Below are 15,750 nucleotides of genomic sequence, written 5' to 3'. Positions count from 1 at the left end.
ATGACCACTTCCGCACTCCGCGCCGGCTGGTTCGGCGACTTCGGCGGCCAGTTCGTCCCCGAGCTGCTCATGCCGCCCCTGCAGGAGCTCGAAAAGGCGTACGCCACCATCGCCGCCTCGGCCGAATTCAAGGCCGAGCTGGCCGAACTGATGGCCGATTATGTCGGCCGGCCCACGTCCCTGTACCATTGCCGGGTCCTCTCCAAGGAACTCGGCTTCAACCTCTGGCTCAAGCGCGAGGACCTCGCCCACACCGGGGCCCACAAGATCAACAACACCATAGGCCAGGCCCTGCTGACGAAACACATGGGCAAAACCGTGCTCATGGCCGAAACCGGCGCGGGCCAGCACGGTGTGGCCACGGCCACGGCCGCGGCCATGATGGGGCTGAAATGTCTGGTGTTCATGGGCGCCACCGACGTGGCCCGTCAGGCCCATAACGTCCGGCGCATGGAACTGCTGGGCGCCACGGTGCATCCTGTGGAATCCGGCACCCAGACCCTCAAGGACGCCATCAACGCCGCCCTGCGCTACTGGATTGCCGAACAGGACACCACCCACTACTGCATCGGCTCCGTCGTCGGGCCGCACCCTTTCCCCATCATCGTCCGGGACTTCCAGCGCTGCATCGGCGACGAGATGCGCGCCCAGTTCCGCGCCAAGATCGGCCGCCTGCCGGATTATGTGGTCGCCTGCTGCGGCGGCGGGTCCAACGCCATGGGCACCTTCTTCCCCTACATCGAGGACAAGGATGTGCAGCTCGTGGGCGTGGAAGCCGCCGGCACCGGCGAACCCGGCTGCTATCATTCCGCCACCCTGAATCTGGGCTCCGACGGCGTGCTGCATGGCACCCGCACCAAGCTCCTGCAAACCGAGGACGGGCAGATCATGCCCTCGCATTCCGTGGCCCCCGGCCTGGACTACCCCGGCGTGGGTCCGGAACACGCCTGGCTGCAGGCCACCCGCCGCGCCACCTACGAATGCGTGAACGATGCCCAGGCCCTGGCAGCCTTCCACACGCTGTGCCGCGCCGAAGGCATCATCCCGGCCCTGGAAAGCTCCCACGCCGTGGCCTGGGTGCTGGCCAACCGGGACCGGCTGCCCAAGGGCTGCCACGTGGCCGTGACGCTCTCGGGCCGTGGCGACAAGGACCTCGGCATCATTCAGGAAATTCAGGAAAATGAAAGGAAGCAGCAGGCATGAGCGCCCCATCCAGAATCGAGACAGCCATCCGGACCGCTGCGGCCAACGGCCGCCCCGCGTTGATCCCCTTCCTCCCCGCCGGCTATCCCAGCAAGGAGCGCTTCTTCACGGAGCTGGCCGCCCTGGACGCAAACGGCGCGGATGTCATTGAAATCGGCGTGCCTTTCTCCGACCCCGTGGCCGACGGCCCCGTGGTGGAGGCGGCCTCCCTGGAATGCCTGGACGCCGGGGTGACCCTGGCCTGGATCCTCAGCGAACTCAAGGCCCTGGCCGCGGCAGGCAAATCCCCCAAGGCGCCCCTGGTGCTCATGGGCTATGCCAATCCCTTCCTGCAATACGGCCTGGACGCCCTGGCCAGGGATGCGGCCGAAGCCGGCGTGTCCGGGATGATTATTCCGGACCTGCCGTATGAGGAATACGGGCCCTTCCTGGAGGCGCTCACGCCGGCCGGGGTGGATTTGATTCCCCTCATCGGCCTGAACACCAGCCCCGAGCGCATGCAGCTCTACGCCGGGACGGCCCGCGGTTTTGTGTATCTGGTCAGCGTTCTGGGTGTGACTGGCGAGCGCGACAGCCTGCCCGAGCCCGTCAAGGCCCAGCTGGCGTTGGCCGGGTCGCTCTTCCCGGTGCCCGTGGCCCTGGGCTTTGGCATCAGCCGGCCCGAACAGCTTGAAAACCTGCCGGCGGACGCGGCCATCTTCGGCAGCGCGTTGATCCGGCACATCAAGAACGGTGGCGACGCCGCCGGCTTCATGGCCCGCTGGAAGTAGCTCGCTGCCTCCAGCTGCACGCCTTTCGGCGGGAGGGTCTCCCTCCCGCCGTTTTTGCACTGCCCCGTCATTGGTGAACAACTCTTCATTTGCCTGGAAGGTAAGCTGCATGCGAGCAGAATGAACAAGCCAGCCAGCCGGCCGCATCGCACTCCGGAGTCCAACGCCACCAGGCACAGATGAAAGGTACAGAATGACTGATCGAACCGTGCCGCCTCGTGCGCATGTCAAATACATTCATTATTTTCGTGGTGTTGCCATTTTATGCATCGTGGCGGTGCATACGCTGTGGCCTAGCACGTCCCTGCGGGACAACACCTTCGCCCTGCCGCTCGACTGGCTGCGGGAGCTGGCCTTTCATAATAGCACAGTCTTTTTCGTATTCATTTCGGGCTTTTTGTTTCAGCATCTTTCCGACCGCTTCGACATGCGGACGTTTTTCCGCAAAAAACTGCTCTATGTGGTGTGCCCGTATGTGGTGATGTCCCTGGTGGGGCTTGGGGTGGGCGAATTGCTGGCCTGGTTGCGTACGGGGGAACTTTCCTGGCCCTCGCTGGCCGGTCTGCCCAGGCTCGTTGCCGTGCTGGCGCAGGGAACGGCATCGTTTCAATACTGGTATATCCCTTTCATCATGCTGGTGTTTGCGGCCAGCCCGTTGTTGCTGCGCCTTCCGGACCGTATCTTTGTGCCCATGACCGGGTCGCTGCTGATACTGCCGCTCTTTTTCCCACGGTCCGGCGCCAGCTTCAACTACAATATGCTGTTGTATTTCTTTCCGATATATCTCTTCGGCATGACCTTTCGCAGGCACCATGAGGCCTTTCTGGCATTCATCCAGCGTCACGTCCGGACCATTGCCTGGGCCTTGCTGGCAGTAACCACAGCCATTTACGGGCACCACTCGCTGGCGGTGCAGTCAGGCAGCGCCCTGCATTACTACGTCTTTTCGGGATTGTTCTATGTACAGAAGCTGCTGTTGCTGCTCTTGTGCGTGCGGGTACTGCATGGGTTGCAGCACAGGAAAATGGATGTACTCGGCAAGCTGGCAGACTTCAGCTTCGCCATCTATTTCATCCACGTCTATGTGGATGATCTATTGCGCTATGCGCTGGTGACCATCTCTCCGGAGGATTACTTCATCAGTGATCCTTACCTGGAATCAGTCACTTTCTTTGTACTGACCCTGAGCGTCAGCACAGGGTTGGCTGTGCTGGGCAAGCAGCTTCTGGGCAGCCGATCGCGCCTGTTCTTCGGCTCCTGAAAAACCAACGCACTGCGCCGTGGGCCGCCGGAGGGCAACCCACGGTGCGCGCCTGGGCACGCTCTCCTCAACATCCGGATGCGGCTCAGATCTTCATGACCATGCTGGACAATTCCTTGATCTTGCTCCAGCGCGGATCCGTCTTGGCCAGGTAGTCGTAAATTTCCCCTTCATACCCGGACAGACTGGCCCGGATCTCTTCTTCAGAGAGCAGGTCGTCCTTGTCCTCGTCCAGCTTCTTGAAGGCTTCCTCGGAGAGAGTCACCTCGTCCTTGTTGAGGCCGCCATCCTTGTCCGTGTCATTGTCTTTGAGGTATTTCTTGCTGGCCAGGGTGGCGGCCAGATTGTTGAGGTAGGACGAGGTGGTGGAGGAACCCGTGTCCTTGTCCAGCCAGCACGAAAGCGAATATTCCAACATGCTTTGCGAGACCTTGATCATGCCACTGCTCCTGCGTGTTCGTGCATCATGCCTTTGAGCCTCAGCACCGCGTCCCTGCCATGCCGAGGCCCAAGCGGTTCCGGCACCACAGCCCATGCCGCACCTGCCGTGCCAGCGCATATGCAAATATCAAGCGCAATTGTTAATACCTTAAGATATCGCAAAGATACCTTTTGATATCTGAATAACCAGTCAGGATGCCGGCAGATTTTACCGGCTGCAGTGACGCCAGACGGCTAACGGACCGCCAGGAAGACATCCCGGCACTGGGCGCGGCGGGGGGTATGGAAGGAGAAGGTCATCTCCGGAGAAAGCGGGGCGTGGCAGTTGGCCCGCAGGCTGGCCAGGGGGGCGTGTTCGAACTGGTCGAGCTGCCTGGCCATGGGCCGGCAGAACAGCTCGCCCCAGGAGGTGGCGTATATGATGGCCGCCTGCCGCAGGGCGCGTTCCTCCCGCGGAACCATGAAATTGCCCACCACCATGCAGGCCGTGACCACCTCGGCCTTGAGGAGCTGCTCCATGGGTGGGGCAAAGACGCGATCCAGCGGGAAAAAGGCCCGCAGCGCCGCCAGCAGCAGTTGCAGGTCCGTAATGGATACCGGCGCCACCAGGGCCTGGGCGGCGATTTGCGTCTGCTCCCCGCACAGGGCGTTGGCATGCAACCAGGCGCAGAGGCGTTCCGGGGAGAGATCGCGGTTGAGCAGCTGCCGGGCGTTGCGGCCACCGCGGGCCGGACCGCCAGCACCGGCGCCGCCAGCAATACCGGCCGCGGCCGTGCCCATGGCCGGCTCGGCAAAAACATCCCAGACCAGCATTTGTCCGGGCTGCCCCCGGCTGAGGAATTCCATGACCCGGAACGGTTCGCGGCCTCGGTCCAGGAAGGGGATGCGCAGAATCTTCAGCGGCCGGGGAGTGAAGAACGCGCTGATCCGGCGGTGCAGTTTGAGCAGATCCTCCATGCTCACATGCGCTTCCACTGCCCCGGAGCCGATGGCGCTGTGGATGTTGGCATAGGTGGCCACCAGAAAACGCATGATCCGCTCGCCAAGCTTCAGGCTTTCGTTAAAGGAGTCCTCTTTGGCCCCCTTGCCGCCTTTCTCGCCTGGATCGGCCAGCTCCGGCCGCCCTTCCAGCTGCATGGCAATGCCGGTTTCGCTGTATGGGAAAAAGAAGCCCTGGTATTCGCCGCGCCGCAGGGCCTGGCCCGTGCTGGCGGCATCCTGCAGGCCTGTCTTGCGCAAAAAGGCCAGACGCATGAGGCCCTGGGCATCCGTGTTGCCCATGCGTTGATACTGTTCATACACTTCGCGAAAGAGCACCGCGTAGGCATCAATTTCCCACATGTCCTTGCCGCCGCGATGAATACGGGCCTTGATCCGGTCGCACAACAGGGGCGAGACGGCGTTTTCCCGGACATACCGATCCAGGAGCGCCACCTTCATCACCGACTTGAACGGGCTCTTGAGGGCCTTGACCATCTGCCAGAGCGCCGCGCCGAAGTATTCCTCGCGTGGAATATCCGCCAGCATGCCCATGTCCATGGCTGGGGAGGCGAGCATGGGCCGCAGGCTTTGTCCTGTGAGAGAGCCGGGGCCGGCCTCGCTCCAGAACCGCAGGCGGGCGTAGGCTGCGGCATCCGCACCGGCAGGGATGCGCCACCAGAGAGGCAGTTTGCCCGCCAGCAGCATGCCGGTGCGGTAGAACTCCTCCTTGAGCAACCGGGCCTGGGCGCTGCCGCTGCTCTCCGCGCTGCTGAAGCCAAAGCGGTTCTCGCGCACAGCGTCCATGCTCATGAGGAAAAAATGCACTTCCATGCCCAGCACTTCCTCGGCCCAGAGCTCGATGTGTCGGCATTTGCGTTCCAGGGCCTCCAGCTGGGCTGGCGTGACGGCGGCTTCGTCATAGCAGCACCAGAGGTCCACGTCCGAGGTGTTGGACTGGGCGATGGTCCCGGAACTGCCAATGGTGAACAGGGCTTCCAGATGGATGGCCTGCTGCCCGACCAGCCCTGGACTGCTGCGCAGGGAATGGTGCTCCAGATGCCACTCCCGCAACATGGCAAGGGCCTCCTGATCGGGAACATAGCCGTGGATGCGACATGGGGCATGCCGGACGGGAGGGGCGTCGGCCACGGGCGGGTGGGCGCTTTGGGGCAGTGTGCCGGCCTCCAGCAGGGCCGGCAGGGCCGTCAGCAGGCCGCGGGCCCTGGACGGCAGCAGGCAGGCGGCCCAGGAGCGCCGGCGACGGTTGTTGGCCAGCATGGCGGCCTCTCCGCGGGCAGCGGCCCGAAGTTCCAGCCACCCGGTGATGCAGGCGGAAAGCATCCTGCCGCCTTCCTCGGCCAGCAGGGCCGCGGGCGGGGTGGGTGTGGCCCTGCCATCGTCCCGGGTCCCGGCCTGATCCAGCCGCTCCTCAATCTGTCGGGCCAGTTCCATGAGCAGGGTGGATTCATCGCCCTGCACGGCTTCCAGGCGGGCATCGACCAGGGAACACCCTAGCATCGAGCCGCCGCGGCATTCCCAATCCCGCGCGGCCAGGCTCTCCATGCTGCAATGCTGCCAGTGCACGGCCTTGGTGCGCAGCCTGGTCCAGCGGGCAGCCAGGAAGGAACAGCCGAGCAACGTGGCCGCGTTCCATTCCACCTCATTCCAGGAAATGCCGGAACAGTCGCAAAGCTCCATGCGGCAGTCCTCCAGCCGGACTGCCTTCCACCGGGTTCCCGTCAGGGTACAGGCTGTGAACTGGCACCGCAGGAACGTCGCCCGTTCGAAGGTGGCTGCATCCACCAGACAGCCTTCAAACCGGCAGTCCAGGAACTGTGTTTCCTGGAACACGGCTTCCGGCAGCACCGTGTTTCGAAAGGAGCACTGCACGAAGCGCGCCTGCTCCGCATGCAGCCGCGGCAGGTGGCCGCCATGGAAGACACAGCGTTCAAACTCGCCGCGGGAAATATCCGCGCCATCCTGCCTCAAGGTATCGTATGCGGCATCCCTGGCTGCTGTGCGCGGACCAAGGGCAGGGGTATTCGACTTTGACTTGCCCTTGCCTGTACCGGGGGGGGACGGCAGGACGCGGGCGCAGGCCGGCGCCTCCGGCCAGGGGAGCTCCAGGCCAGAGACTGCGGCGGCACGCCAGCTCTCCAGCCCGTCCAGCACCAGACCCATGTCCGTCATCTCTTCTTCCGCCATGCCAAAGGCCTGCCCGGCGCCGCGCCGCAGCCAATGCAGCAAGGCGTCGATACGGTCCGGATCCGTTTTGGCCAGCAACCATAGCGCGTCCAGCAGCAGCTCGCCCTGCTCCACCTTGGGCACACCTTCCAGAACGGCCTGCCATTGCGCCGGCGTGCCTTGCAGCAGGATGGCCAGGGCCCTGCGCCGTTCCGCGGCGCTGGCCGCATGCAGTAGTGCGGCGCCCGCCTCCACGGCTTTGGGCGACTCCCAATGCGCCAGGCACCGCAGAGAGGCCAGCCGCACCTCGCGCAGGGGGTGCAGTTGCATGGCCTCCACCAGGGCCACCGCGGCGGAACCGGGCTCAGCCCGCTCGCAACAGACCAGGGCAATGCGGCAGAATTCCAGCAGGGTGCCCACCTCGGCCTTGAGCATGTGCCGGGCCAGGGCCTCGGCCACACTGCGCACGCCGAGCATGCGGGCCGTGGTGGCCAGATACGCACTCTGCTGGCGGGAGATGGGCAGTTTGAGCAGTTCCGACATCCAGATGCCAAAGCGGCTGCGCATGAGCTCGCGTTGGACGGGATAGGCCAGCGGCCCGCGCAACGCGTCTGTACGCTCCAGAAAAACCAGCACTTCATCCGGCTCTTCCACCTGGATGCGCCGCACGGTCTCCAGGGCCCAGTCTGTCAGCTCCCGGTCCTGGCTCTTGTCCTGCGGATCCCTGTCCGGAATGACCGGCAGCAGCAGCAGCCGGTTGGCCACCCGCAACTGGGCCAACGCCGGCAGCTGACGCAGGAGAACCAGCACGTTCTGGCGGGAAAGCAGTGTTTCCTGGATGGAGTACACGCAGAGCACGTCTCCCCACAAACCCAGCCGGGGCAGACGTTCCCAGCAGAGTTTGACAAAGGCCGTCTCGCGGGAGATGCGGGCCAGACCGGCCAGCAGGAAGGCCAGCTCCTGGCGCTGCACCGCGGCTTCCGGCGTGCCGGCCGCATCGGCCGCATGCAGAAAGCCCATGGCCTGATCAATCAGGGGAATGGTTTCCGACGGCAGGCGGCGGCCTCCGGAATACAGCACATCCCGGATCATGCCGAGCACCCGGCGCAAGAGGGTACTGGACGAGGAGGCAGATCCTGAAGACGCCATGCAACCCTCACGCGCCGGGCGCGACGTCGGCGTAGTAGCCAAGCATCCGGCTGGGGGAAAGATATTTGAGCGCCGCGCGGGACAGGGCTTCGGGCCGCAGACAGCGCTGAATCTCCAGGCCGTCCTCGATGGAAAGATCGATGATCAGCGCCTCCATGCGTGGCACCTCGGGGTGGTAGACCATCACCGAGGGCCGGGTGGCGCGCTTGGGATTGGTGGACACAACCATGCCGAACAGCCCGTTGGAGAGCTGGACCACACTGCCCGGCGGGTACACGCCCAGGCAGCGGATGAAGGTGGTCAGGCAGAGCTCGTCCAGCTTGGAGCGGCTGCGGTTGTACAGGTGCTTCATGGCCTGGTGGGGAATGAGGCCTTCCTCGTCCTCCCGGGGCTCATCCTGCTGGCCGCCCTGGGTGCAGAGGTTGTCGTAACGATCCACCACCGTGACGATGCGCGCCAGACGATGGAGCGATTCGCCGGCAAGACCTTTGGGAAAACCGGTGCCGTCCAGAGCCTCATGGTGCTGCACAATAATGGGCAGCGCTCCGCGGGGCACATTGGGCAAATCCGCGGCCAACCGGCCACCAACAACCGGATGCTGGTGATAATACTTGCGAATCGCCAGCTTGAGCTGCATCTGCCCCCCCTGCAGGGACGTGGCCGGCATGCGCCCTTTGCCAATATCATGCAGCAGGGCCCCCATGCCCAGGGTGTTCAGGGTCGCCTCGTCCAGCCCCAGCTCCGCGCCGACCATCATGGACAGCACGGCCACGTTCAGGGAATGGAAATGCTGGCGCTCCTCCGGGGACTTGGTGGTGATGACGTTGAGCAGCACGTCGCGTTCGGACAAAAACGTATGCGCCAGGGACTTGGCCACCTGGGCGGCCTCGTCCACGGCCGCGGCGTTTTTGCCCGACACCCGGCGGATGATGCCCGCCACCTGGGACACGGAACGCGTGTACTGTTCCTCGCAACGGGCATAGCGGGATTGCCGCTCTCGATTGCGCTCCAACGTCTCCCGCTTGAGCGCCCGCAGTTCGGCGGAAAGCGGCGTGCGAAAGGCGGGCGCATCCCCCTCCGCTGTTCCGGAAGCTGGCGCACCGCCCGAGTCCGGCCCCGGACCCGAAGGCGGCGCTGCCAGATCTTCCGGAATATGCAACGGCAGCGGCATGCTGTCGCTTTTATCCAACACCACCAGCAGGTGTTTGAGCCCGGAGAGTTTGAGCGCATTGACCATGCCTTCATCCGTGATCTTGAGCGCCTTGCGCGGAAACGGCCAGCGCACGACGTCCTCTTCCACCGCCTGCTCATCCAGGCGCACAAAGAGGCCGATGCAGATCTGCTGCACGTCAATGGGATATTCGGAAACGGTCATGACAATGCTACGTGCCCCTCGCGCCGGCAGTTACCGGCAGGTATTGAACCCCAGATTGCAATTGACCAGACACGCGTTGTACACGGCCGGATTGCGGTGCGCGGCGTAGTTCTGTGCGCAGACAGCGTTGCAGTTGGCCAGGGCCTGATGGCAGGCTGCGGAACGGCCCTGCTGCCCCTGTTGCCCCTGCTGCCCCTGCTGGGGCGGACGGCCCTGCTGCTGCCCCTGCTGCGGTCTGTACTGCGCCTGCATCTGCTGGTCCTGCTGCGATTTTTTCTCTTTTTTAGACATGGACTTCGACCCCGAGGAAGGAACGGATGACGGGATGGAGGACGGGATGGATGATTTGGGTTGCGACGTCATCCCTCCCGAAGGCGCGCCCTTGCCATCCGGCTTGATGCACATCCCCGAAGAGGTTTTGACAAAGCCCTTCGGGCAATCCGCAGCCACTGCGCCAGAAACAGCAAAGAGGCAAAGCGCCGCCGCCGTCAGGGCCATTGTCAAAGACAGGGCCAATGCCGGTTTCAAACACGTGCGCAACTTCATAGCCATCTCCTTTGAATTCGTGAAGGCCCCAGCAGGTCGCCCGCCGAATTATTCCGGACCGGACACTGTTGGAGACGAAGGCCTCCACTCGAGCACGTGGCCAGAAAAAAAGCAACGTCCCCAGGTTTTCAGCGTGTAAAAAAACGCTCCATCCTTGGCGGACGCCGGCCAAATGTGGTGTCGTTCAGGCGCCCGCCCTGTGCTGCCAGGGTCAGCCGTTCCATCACAAACCCCTCATGCACCTCCGCTTCGGTCCAGCCATCCGCCCGCACCCGGGCCCGGGCCAGCACATTTCGCTTCAGATTGGCCACCAGCTCCATATGACCGCCACCGGCAAGCTCCCAGCGCAGCACGTATAACGCAGCGCCGGGCTGCTCCCGCATGAATGCCAGCATGGCCTTGGCCTGGCTGGTATCCCCCTGCACGGTCGAGGCAGGGATCTGCCGTGTCCGGATGGCCTGGGAGGGCTCCGATTCCGGCGCTGGTTCTGATACAGGCCCCTGGCGCTGGAGCGCGCCGTCCAGAGCACCTCCGGCCCCGCCGCCCGCCTCGCCCGGTCGCCCTGCAGGGGCAGATTGCGCGCCCGGCAGTGCCCCGCCGGCCTGGGGCAGGGCTGCCTCATGCTGCGGGAGGCCAAGCAGGTCGGCCAGCGGCCCGCGGGAGATGGCCCAGTTACCAATACCCAGGGCCAGCAGCAGCATGACCAGCAGGGCCGCCGCCAGCTTCCAGGGAGCAAGCCCCGGCCGCTCGGTATCCGGCACGAGGTCCGCCCCTGCACTTGGCCCTGCACTTGGCCCTGCATCTGGACTCGCATTTGGCTGCAGCCCCCCGGCCTTTCCCGGCCGGCCGGCCGCATCGGGCAGGGGCGGCAGTTGGAACCGCGGTCCTCCGGAAGGAACCGCCGCACCGGATGACGCAGGCGAGGCTGGTGTGCTGGCTGCTCCCGCCGCGGCCCCGACAGGCGGAATTGCGGGCTGAGGTGCAGGCGGAGCCGGCACGGGCTGGTCAGGGTCCATGGACGGGACGGGTGGCAGCGCTTCAGGCTCCAGCCGTCGTTCCGCCTTGCTCCGCGTCTGTTGCAGATCCCTGCCCTGGGAGACGAGCGCCAGGGCGCGGTCCAGGGCCGCCTCCACTTCCACCCGCAGCGCCGCCGGGGGTTGACGTTCGTCCTGCCAATGGTGCTGCAGTCGATGGTAGCCGTATCGCACCCCATCCACCACCACGCACAGCCAGGGATCGTCCTCTTCCCAAGGCACATAGGCCTCGCACGGTCTCTCCCCCGAAAGGGTCAGGGCCAGGATCTGCCGGGTGACCGGGAACCCTTCCGCCTCCCCGGCAAACCAGGAAAGCCGGCGCTGGTGCCGTGCCAGCCCAAGGGGCAGGCTGGTGGGATCCGCCATGTACCCCTGCAGCAAATGCGCACAGCACCGCCGCGGGTCATCGATCATGAACCGGGCCCGGCGCTGGAGCCAGTCGTCGCAGGTGCACCGCTGGGCGGCAAAATCCGGCGTAGGGTCTGGCATCAGCACTCCTGCAGCGCATGGATCCGGCTGCCCGGTCCGCTGCCTGTCATGGATATCAGGATTGCCGCGGTTGCCCCGGCGGCGCAACGCAGCGTGACGCATCCGCCCGGAAATCCAGATGAAAAAGACGCGGGCATGGACGTTCTCCTCCTCGGCACTGCGCACCCCGACCAGACTACAAGCCCAGCCGGCGCGACACTTCGCGGCGGCAGGCGTTCTCCACTTCCAGCAATGTGGCCAGGGCGCCGTTGAAATCCACCGGATCGGCGGTAAACAGGCCATGCCCAAAAACCATGGCCCCTTTGCGGCCGGTCAGGGCCACAGGCATGGTCTCGCACAGGCCCGTGGGGCCGGTCCCCACCTCGCCAGGCACCACGGGGATTTCAGGGCAGCTGTCCAGCTCCAGCCAACGCGAGCGAGGGCAACGGATCTGGCAATACTCCGCATCCGGGCATGGCTGCCGGACGCCCACGCCGCGGCCGGGGCAATCCATGGAAAGAACCACCGCAAATTTCGGATGCCCGTGCAAAATGGCCCGGACAACGCAGCCGGACTCAGGCAGGCCAGCCATGGCCCGCTCGATGACCGCCCGATGGGCCTGGCATTCGCTGGAGGCAGTCATGGCCGCCGTGGTCGCGCCCTGGTATGGATCATCGGTCAGGGAGCAGGCGTCGATGGCGTCTTCCAGCGCGTCCAGGGCCGCACCGGTCTGGCTGATGAACAGGGTTGACCCCACCCGGTAGGACACGTTGCCGAAGCAGGAGTCCACCAGCCCCAGCCGCACCGTGGCCTGCCCCACTTCGACCATGGCGGCCATGGATGCGGTCGCGGTTTCAAACGGCCCGACGGCCAGCCGCGGCGGAATATCGGTGATGGGCGGCAGCGCGGCGAAGACGGCATCCGCGGCCTCGCGCGTGGCGCTGTCCAGCCCATGCAGCCGGGCCGCCAGCAGGGCATCCACGAAAAACTGCACAAAAGTGGCAAAGCAGATGCAGGACGCCGTGACCACAGCCTGCTCGGGGATGAGCGCCCCGGTGGCCACCAGCCAGGGAGCGCCCTGCTCGTCCAGGGCCAGACACCCCTTGCGCCGGCGCAAGGCCTCGGCCAGATGTTCCGGGGCCAGGGAGGGAGCCAGGGGGATGTCGTGCAAAAAGGTCCGGGTTTCGGAATCCGCAGGCAGCAGCGCCCTGGCCCCTTCGCGCTGGGCCAGGCGGATCAGGTGCCGGGCAATCACGCCATAGGCCCCGGCCGGCCGAAAGGCCAGCAAGGCCGCTCCGGGCACGGCGTCGAAACGGGCGCGCCACGCGACGGGGTCTTCTGGAATACGATTCCAGACAAGCCCTTCATCCTGAGCGCCAAGCAACGGGCCGTCCTGCGTGCTGCCGGCTCCCGCGCCCACGGCCAAGCCCACACGCACCAGGGACTGCGCGACCTGATCCAACGCTTCCTGCATGGCGCTCTCCCCTGTCTTACGAAATCCCGCCGCTCGAAATCCCGCTGCCCGATATCTCGCTGCCCCAACGCTCACCACCAGGCCGCGAACTGGTCCTGCCCGGGTCGGTCACATCCGGACACCCCTGAGAGTCCCAGTCGCGAATCCGGTAGTATTTCCCACGTTCCTCCAAAAACGCCTCTCTGTCCAGTGCGGGAGGAGAAAATCCTCCTGCCCCGCCGGCTTGGGAGAACGATTCGACAAAGTACCGGGCGGGCAGGTCATCTGACGAGACATCCATCCCGACACGACATGCCAGCGCACGGTCCTGGTTGACAATGGCCGCGCCGCAGGCCGCCAGTTCCCCGGCCGAAACGTTCCATCCTGTGACCGCGGCCAGGGCCTGGCTGAGTTCCTCCACGCCCAGGGCCGCCAGCCCCAGGCTGCACACTCCCAGGCTCTGGGCCACGGCAGCGGCATCTTCCCCCCGCGCCACCAGCCGGGCCTTGCCGGCCCAGGAAAAACGATCCACGGCCACAGGCTTGCGCAGCAATTCCTGATGCCAGACCGTGCAGGCGTCCGGGTCCGGCCCCTGCGCCCCCACGGCCAGGGCCAGGGCCAGTCCGCAGGCGCCGCGGGGGTCCATGGGCGGCAGGGCCATGCCCTTCACCCGCAGGCTTCCATGGGAGGACCTGTCCAGACGCTCCCCCCGGCCCAGGGCCTCAAGCAGATTGAGCAGGCGGGCCTCGTCGACCGTCTCATTTCGGGCTTCCAGGTGCTCAGCCACGGCCGCGGCCGCCTCCCAGGCGTCCAGGCCCAGGGCCAGACAGCGTGCAGAGGCCCGAAGCACCGTCTCACGCCGACGCAGCCCCACCAGGGCCGTCCATCCGACCATGGCTCGCAAATCCGGCAATACCTGCGAGCCACTCTGCGCATTCAGCCGACCGCACGGCGTGGGGCAGGCCACACAGCCCAACCGGCCGGAGGCGGCATACGCCAGTGCGCCCAGTGGTTCTGTGCCGCAGGTGGAGGGCGTCTCTCCCGCCTGCCCCGGCAGCATGCCGCGGGCCTGGAGGAGATCAAAAAACGCCCCATCGCCATGCCGGCCCACGCCCGAGGCCCCGGCCAGGGCGGGGGAGGCATGGATCAGCCGCAGCAACACCCGCCGCACCCGGCGCAGGGCAGCGCGGTCCTGCACCATCAGGGGATGCGCGCCGGCAATGGTCACGGCGCTCAGATTGCGCCGGGCAAAGGCCAGCCCAGGACCGCCGCCGGAGCCGAGCCCCGGCATGGGGCGGCCGGTTTCATCCAGCAGACAGGCCAGGGGCGAGCCGGCCCGGGCGGCCGGGCCAATGCACAGCCGTGCCGCCCTGGGCGGACACGGCAACGCCGGCGCTGGCGGGTCAAAATGAACGGCCTCCCCCTCGATGCGCAGGGAAACAGGCGCTTCCGCCCGGCCATGCAGCACCACGGCATCCAGGCCGGCCCGCAGCAGGGCCACGGCCAGCCGGCCGGCGACCGGCTGATGGCGGATGATTCCCGTCAAGGGGGACACGCAGGCAACCACAGCCCGGCAGGCCATGGGCAGCACGCCCGCGGCCAGGGGTGCGCTGGCCAGAATGACCGGAGGCTCGGCCTCTTCGAGGTGGAGAGCCTGTTCCGCAAGCAGCCGCCCGGCCAGACCCCGACCGCCGAGCACGGCCTGCAGGAGTGTGGGAGGGATGGAGACCGTCCGCCACTGCCGGCGCGTCAGGTCCACATGCAGCACCCGCCCGCGCCAGCCGGCCAGCCTTCCGGGCTGCGGCCCGGTCATGCGTCCCGCCGCTCCCCGCCCGTCCGTTCCGTGCTCTCGGAATCAGGGGCTGCCGGGGGCGGGATCCTGCGGTGGGGCTTGATGTCCACAACGGGCGTGCCATCCAGCGCTTCCAGCGGGTGCACGGTCATGCGGTCCGGGGCCAGGGCCACGATGGTCGTCACATGCAGCCCCACGGGATTTGGCCGGGCCGGGGATCTGGTGTTGAACACGCCTTGGAGGGGGCGGGAGGTATCCCCGCGCGGATGGACCCGCACACAGCTGCGATCGGCCTGATGCAGCCAGGTCAGCAGCACCACCTGTTGCCCAACTTTCAGGCCAAGCATGGCCTCGCGATACTGGGGCAGTATGTCGATCACCGCCTCCACGCCGCCCTCGGTTTCCATCTTTGGCGCATCATGGGTGCTGGTGATGGACGAACGCACCACCCCCACCGGCGTCAGGACCAGATCCAACGCATCGAACTCAGCCATGGGACCCACCTCATGCAGTTACTTCGGAAGCAGGTTGAACTTGTGCAAATAGCGATAGATGGCCACAGCCAGGGCCATCTTGACGATGTCCGTGGGAAAAAACGGGGCAAACCCGATGGTCAGGGCCTTCCAGAGATCGATCTTGAGCTGCAGGATCAGCCACAGCATCCCGATGCCATAGGCAGGAACCAGGCTGCACAAGCCATAGGCCATGCCCCGACCCCAGCCCAGGGGCCGCGCCGGACTGCGCAGGCTGCGGCGCGTGGCAAAGCCGGCGATGGCGGCCGTGCCGACGAACCCGAGCAGATACCCACCGGTGGGACCCATCAAATGGGCCAGGCCGGACTTGCCGCCGGAAAAAATGGGCAGCCCGATGGTTCCGCCGGCCAGATACAGCACCATGCATGCCGCGCCGGCCTGCGGGCCAAGGATAAAACCAGCCAGCACGATGAAAAACGGCTGCATGGAAATGGGCACCGGCCCAATGGGCACGATGAGAAACGCCCCCACGGCAACGGATGCCGCCAGCAGGGCCGTCCAGACCAGCCGGTTCAACGAATGCAGGGTATGCATGGACATGCGATACTCTACGCCAGGAC

Annotated in this window: 13 protein-coding genes; 4 read left to right on the top strand and 9 right to left on the bottom strand. The window is 65.8% G+C overall.

Annotation, left to right across the window (positions count from 1 at the left end):
* From trpB to ACYQ00_RS15420, 3 genes are all read left to right on the top strand, one after another.
* Complete coding sequence (gene trpB, locus ACYQ00_RS15430) at window positions 1-1,203, top strand: tryptophan synthase subunit beta (RefSeq protein WP_460032992.1); 1,203 nt, start codon at window positions 1-3, stop codon at window positions 1,201-1,203.
* On the top strand, window positions 1,200-1,973 hold the full coding sequence (gene trpA, locus ACYQ00_RS15425; RefSeq protein WP_460032991.1) for a tryptophan synthase subunit alpha: 774 nt from the start codon (window positions 1,200-1,202) through the stop codon (window positions 1,971-1,973). The genes trpB and trpA overlap by 4 nt, the downstream gene beginning before the upstream one ends.
* A gap of 193 nt (window positions 1,974-2,166) precedes the next feature.
* Entirely contained in the window at window positions 2,167-3,234 is a 1,068-nt protein-coding gene (locus tag ACYQ00_RS15420; protein WP_460032990.1) for an acyltransferase family protein, read from the top strand.
* Window positions 3,235-3,319: 85 nt separating this feature from the next.
* Here the strand turns inward: ACYQ00_RS15420 and ACYQ00_RS15415 are convergent, their stop codons facing one another.
* From ACYQ00_RS15415 to ACYQ00_RS15400, 4 genes are all read right to left on the bottom strand, one after another.
* Window positions 3,320-3,673 (bottom strand): EF-hand domain-containing protein, encoded by a 354-nt coding sequence (locus ACYQ00_RS15415; protein WP_460032989.1) that lies wholly within the window; start codon window positions 3,671-3,673, stop codon window positions 3,320-3,322.
* 236 nt (window positions 3,674-3,909) lie between these two features.
* Complete coding sequence (locus ACYQ00_RS15410) at window positions 3,910-7,989, bottom strand: class I adenylate cyclase domain-containing protein (protein ID WP_460032988.1); 4,080 nt, start codon at window positions 7,987-7,989, stop codon at window positions 3,910-3,912.
* Window positions 7,990-7,996: 7 nt separating this feature from the next.
* Window positions 7,997-9,364 carry a cyclic di-GMP phosphodiesterase gene (locus ACYQ00_RS15405; RefSeq protein ID WP_460032987.1) on the bottom strand — a complete coding sequence of 456 codons (1,368 nt, stop codon included), beginning with the start codon at window positions 9,362-9,364 and terminating at the stop codon, window positions 7,997-7,999.
* Between the two features lie 30 nt (window positions 9,365-9,394).
* The gene (locus ACYQ00_RS15400; protein WP_460032986.1) at window positions 9,395-9,655 is read right to left on the bottom strand and encodes a hypothetical protein; all 261 of its coding nucleotides are present in this window, start codon (window positions 9,653-9,655) and stop codon (window positions 9,395-9,397) included.
* A 46-nt stretch (window positions 9,656-9,701) separates the two neighbouring features.
* On the opposite strand from ACYQ00_RS15400, the gene ACYQ00_RS15395 reads away from it, so the two are divergent.
* A complete protein-coding gene (locus ACYQ00_RS15395; RefSeq protein ID WP_460032985.1) occupies window positions 9,702-10,049 on the top strand; it encodes a hypothetical protein in 348 nt (115 codons plus the stop codon).
* Here ACYQ00_RS15395 and ACYQ00_RS15390 read toward each other — a convergent pair.
* The 5 genes from ACYQ00_RS15390 to ACYQ00_RS15370 form a co-directional block, all read right to left on the bottom strand.
* Window positions 10,039-11,433: a hypothetical protein gene (locus tag ACYQ00_RS15390; RefSeq protein ID WP_460032984.1), complete on the bottom strand. Its 1,395-nt coding sequence runs from the start codon at window positions 11,431-11,433 to the stop codon at window positions 10,039-10,041. The two genes, ACYQ00_RS15395 and ACYQ00_RS15390, sit on opposite strands and share 11 nt — an antisense overlap.
* A 175-nt stretch (window positions 11,434-11,608) precedes the next feature.
* Window positions 11,609-12,886, bottom strand: a complete 1,278-nt coding sequence (locus ACYQ00_RS15385; RefSeq protein ID WP_460032983.1) for a class II aldolase/adducin family protein — start codon at window positions 12,884-12,886, stop codon at window positions 11,609-11,611.
* Window positions 12,887-12,902: 16 nt separating this feature from the next.
* Window positions 12,903-14,678, bottom strand: coding sequence for an aldehyde ferredoxin oxidoreductase C-terminal domain-containing protein (locus ACYQ00_RS15380; RefSeq protein ID WP_460032982.1), 1,776 nt, complete (start codon window positions 14,676-14,678; stop codon window positions 12,903-12,905).
* Window positions 14,675-15,151 carry a tRNA (N6-threonylcarbamoyladenosine(37)-N6)-methyltransferase TrmO gene (gene tsaA / locus ACYQ00_RS15375; protein ID WP_460032981.1) on the bottom strand — a complete coding sequence of 159 codons (477 nt, stop codon included), beginning with the start codon at window positions 15,149-15,151 and terminating at the stop codon, window positions 14,675-14,677. Before tsaA ends, ACYQ00_RS15380 begins: the two co-directional genes overlap by 4 nt.
* 18 nt (window positions 15,152-15,169) lie before the next feature.
* Complete coding sequence (locus ACYQ00_RS15370; RefSeq protein WP_460032980.1) at window positions 15,170-15,730, bottom strand: biotin transporter BioY; 561 nt, start codon at window positions 15,728-15,730, stop codon at window positions 15,170-15,172.
* Window positions 15,731-15,750: the final 20 nt, after the last annotated feature.

Source organism: Megalodesulfovibrio paquesii (genome assembly GCF_054653055.1).
Note: the sequence above shows the minus strand (reverse complement) of the source record. Positions and strands in the feature narration are given on the sequence as shown.

What these genes read in the sequence shown, in the direction of transcription:
- ACYQ00_RS15405 (WP_460032987.1), bottom strand. Translation starts at nt 9,364, where the DNA reads ATGACCGTTTCCGAATATCCCATTGACGTGCAGCAGATCTGCATCGGC.
- ACYQ00_RS15370 (WP_460032980.1), bottom strand. Translation starts at nt 15,730, where the DNA reads ATGTCCATGCATACCCTGCATTCGTTGAACCGGCTGGTCTGGACGGCC.
- ACYQ00_RS15390 (WP_460032984.1), bottom strand. Translation starts at nt 11,433, where the DNA reads ATGCCAGACCCTACGCCGGATTTTGCCGCCCAGCGGTGCACCTGCGAC.
- ACYQ00_RS15410 (WP_460032988.1), bottom strand. Translation starts at nt 7,989, where the DNA reads ATGGCGTCTTCAGGATCTGCCTCCTCGTCCAGTACCCTCTTGCGCCGG.
- ACYQ00_RS15385 (WP_460032983.1), bottom strand. Translation starts at nt 12,886, where the DNA reads ATGCAGGAAGCGTTGGATCAGGTCGCGCAGTCCCTGGTGCGTGTGGGC.
- ACYQ00_RS15415 (WP_460032989.1), bottom strand. Translation starts at nt 3,673, where the DNA reads ATGATCAAGGTCTCGCAAAGCATGTTGGAATATTCGCTTTCGTGCTGG.
- ACYQ00_RS15400 (WP_460032986.1), bottom strand. Translation starts at nt 9,655, where the DNA reads ATGTCTAAAAAAGAGAAAAAATCGCAGCAGGACCAGCAGATGCAGGCG.
- ACYQ00_RS15420 (WP_460032990.1), top strand. Translation starts at nt 2,167, where the DNA reads ATGACTGATCGAACCGTGCCGCCTCGTGCGCATGTCAAATACATTCAT.
- trpB (WP_460032992.1), top strand. Translation starts at nt 1, where the DNA reads ATGACCACTTCCGCACTCCGCGCCGGCTGGTTCGGCGACTTCGGCGGC.
- ACYQ00_RS15380 (WP_460032982.1), bottom strand. Translation starts at nt 14,678, where the DNA reads ATGACCGGGCCGCAGCCCGGAAGGCTGGCCGGCTGGCGCGGGCGGGTG.
- ACYQ00_RS15395 (WP_460032985.1), top strand. Translation starts at nt 9,702, where the DNA reads ATGGATGATTTGGGTTGCGACGTCATCCCTCCCGAAGGCGCGCCCTTG.
- tsaA (WP_460032981.1), bottom strand. Translation starts at nt 15,151, where the DNA reads ATGGCTGAGTTCGATGCGTTGGATCTGGTCCTGACGCCGGTGGGGGTG.
- trpA (WP_460032991.1), top strand. Translation starts at nt 1,200, where the DNA reads ATGAGCGCCCCATCCAGAATCGAGACAGCCATCCGGACCGCTGCGGCC.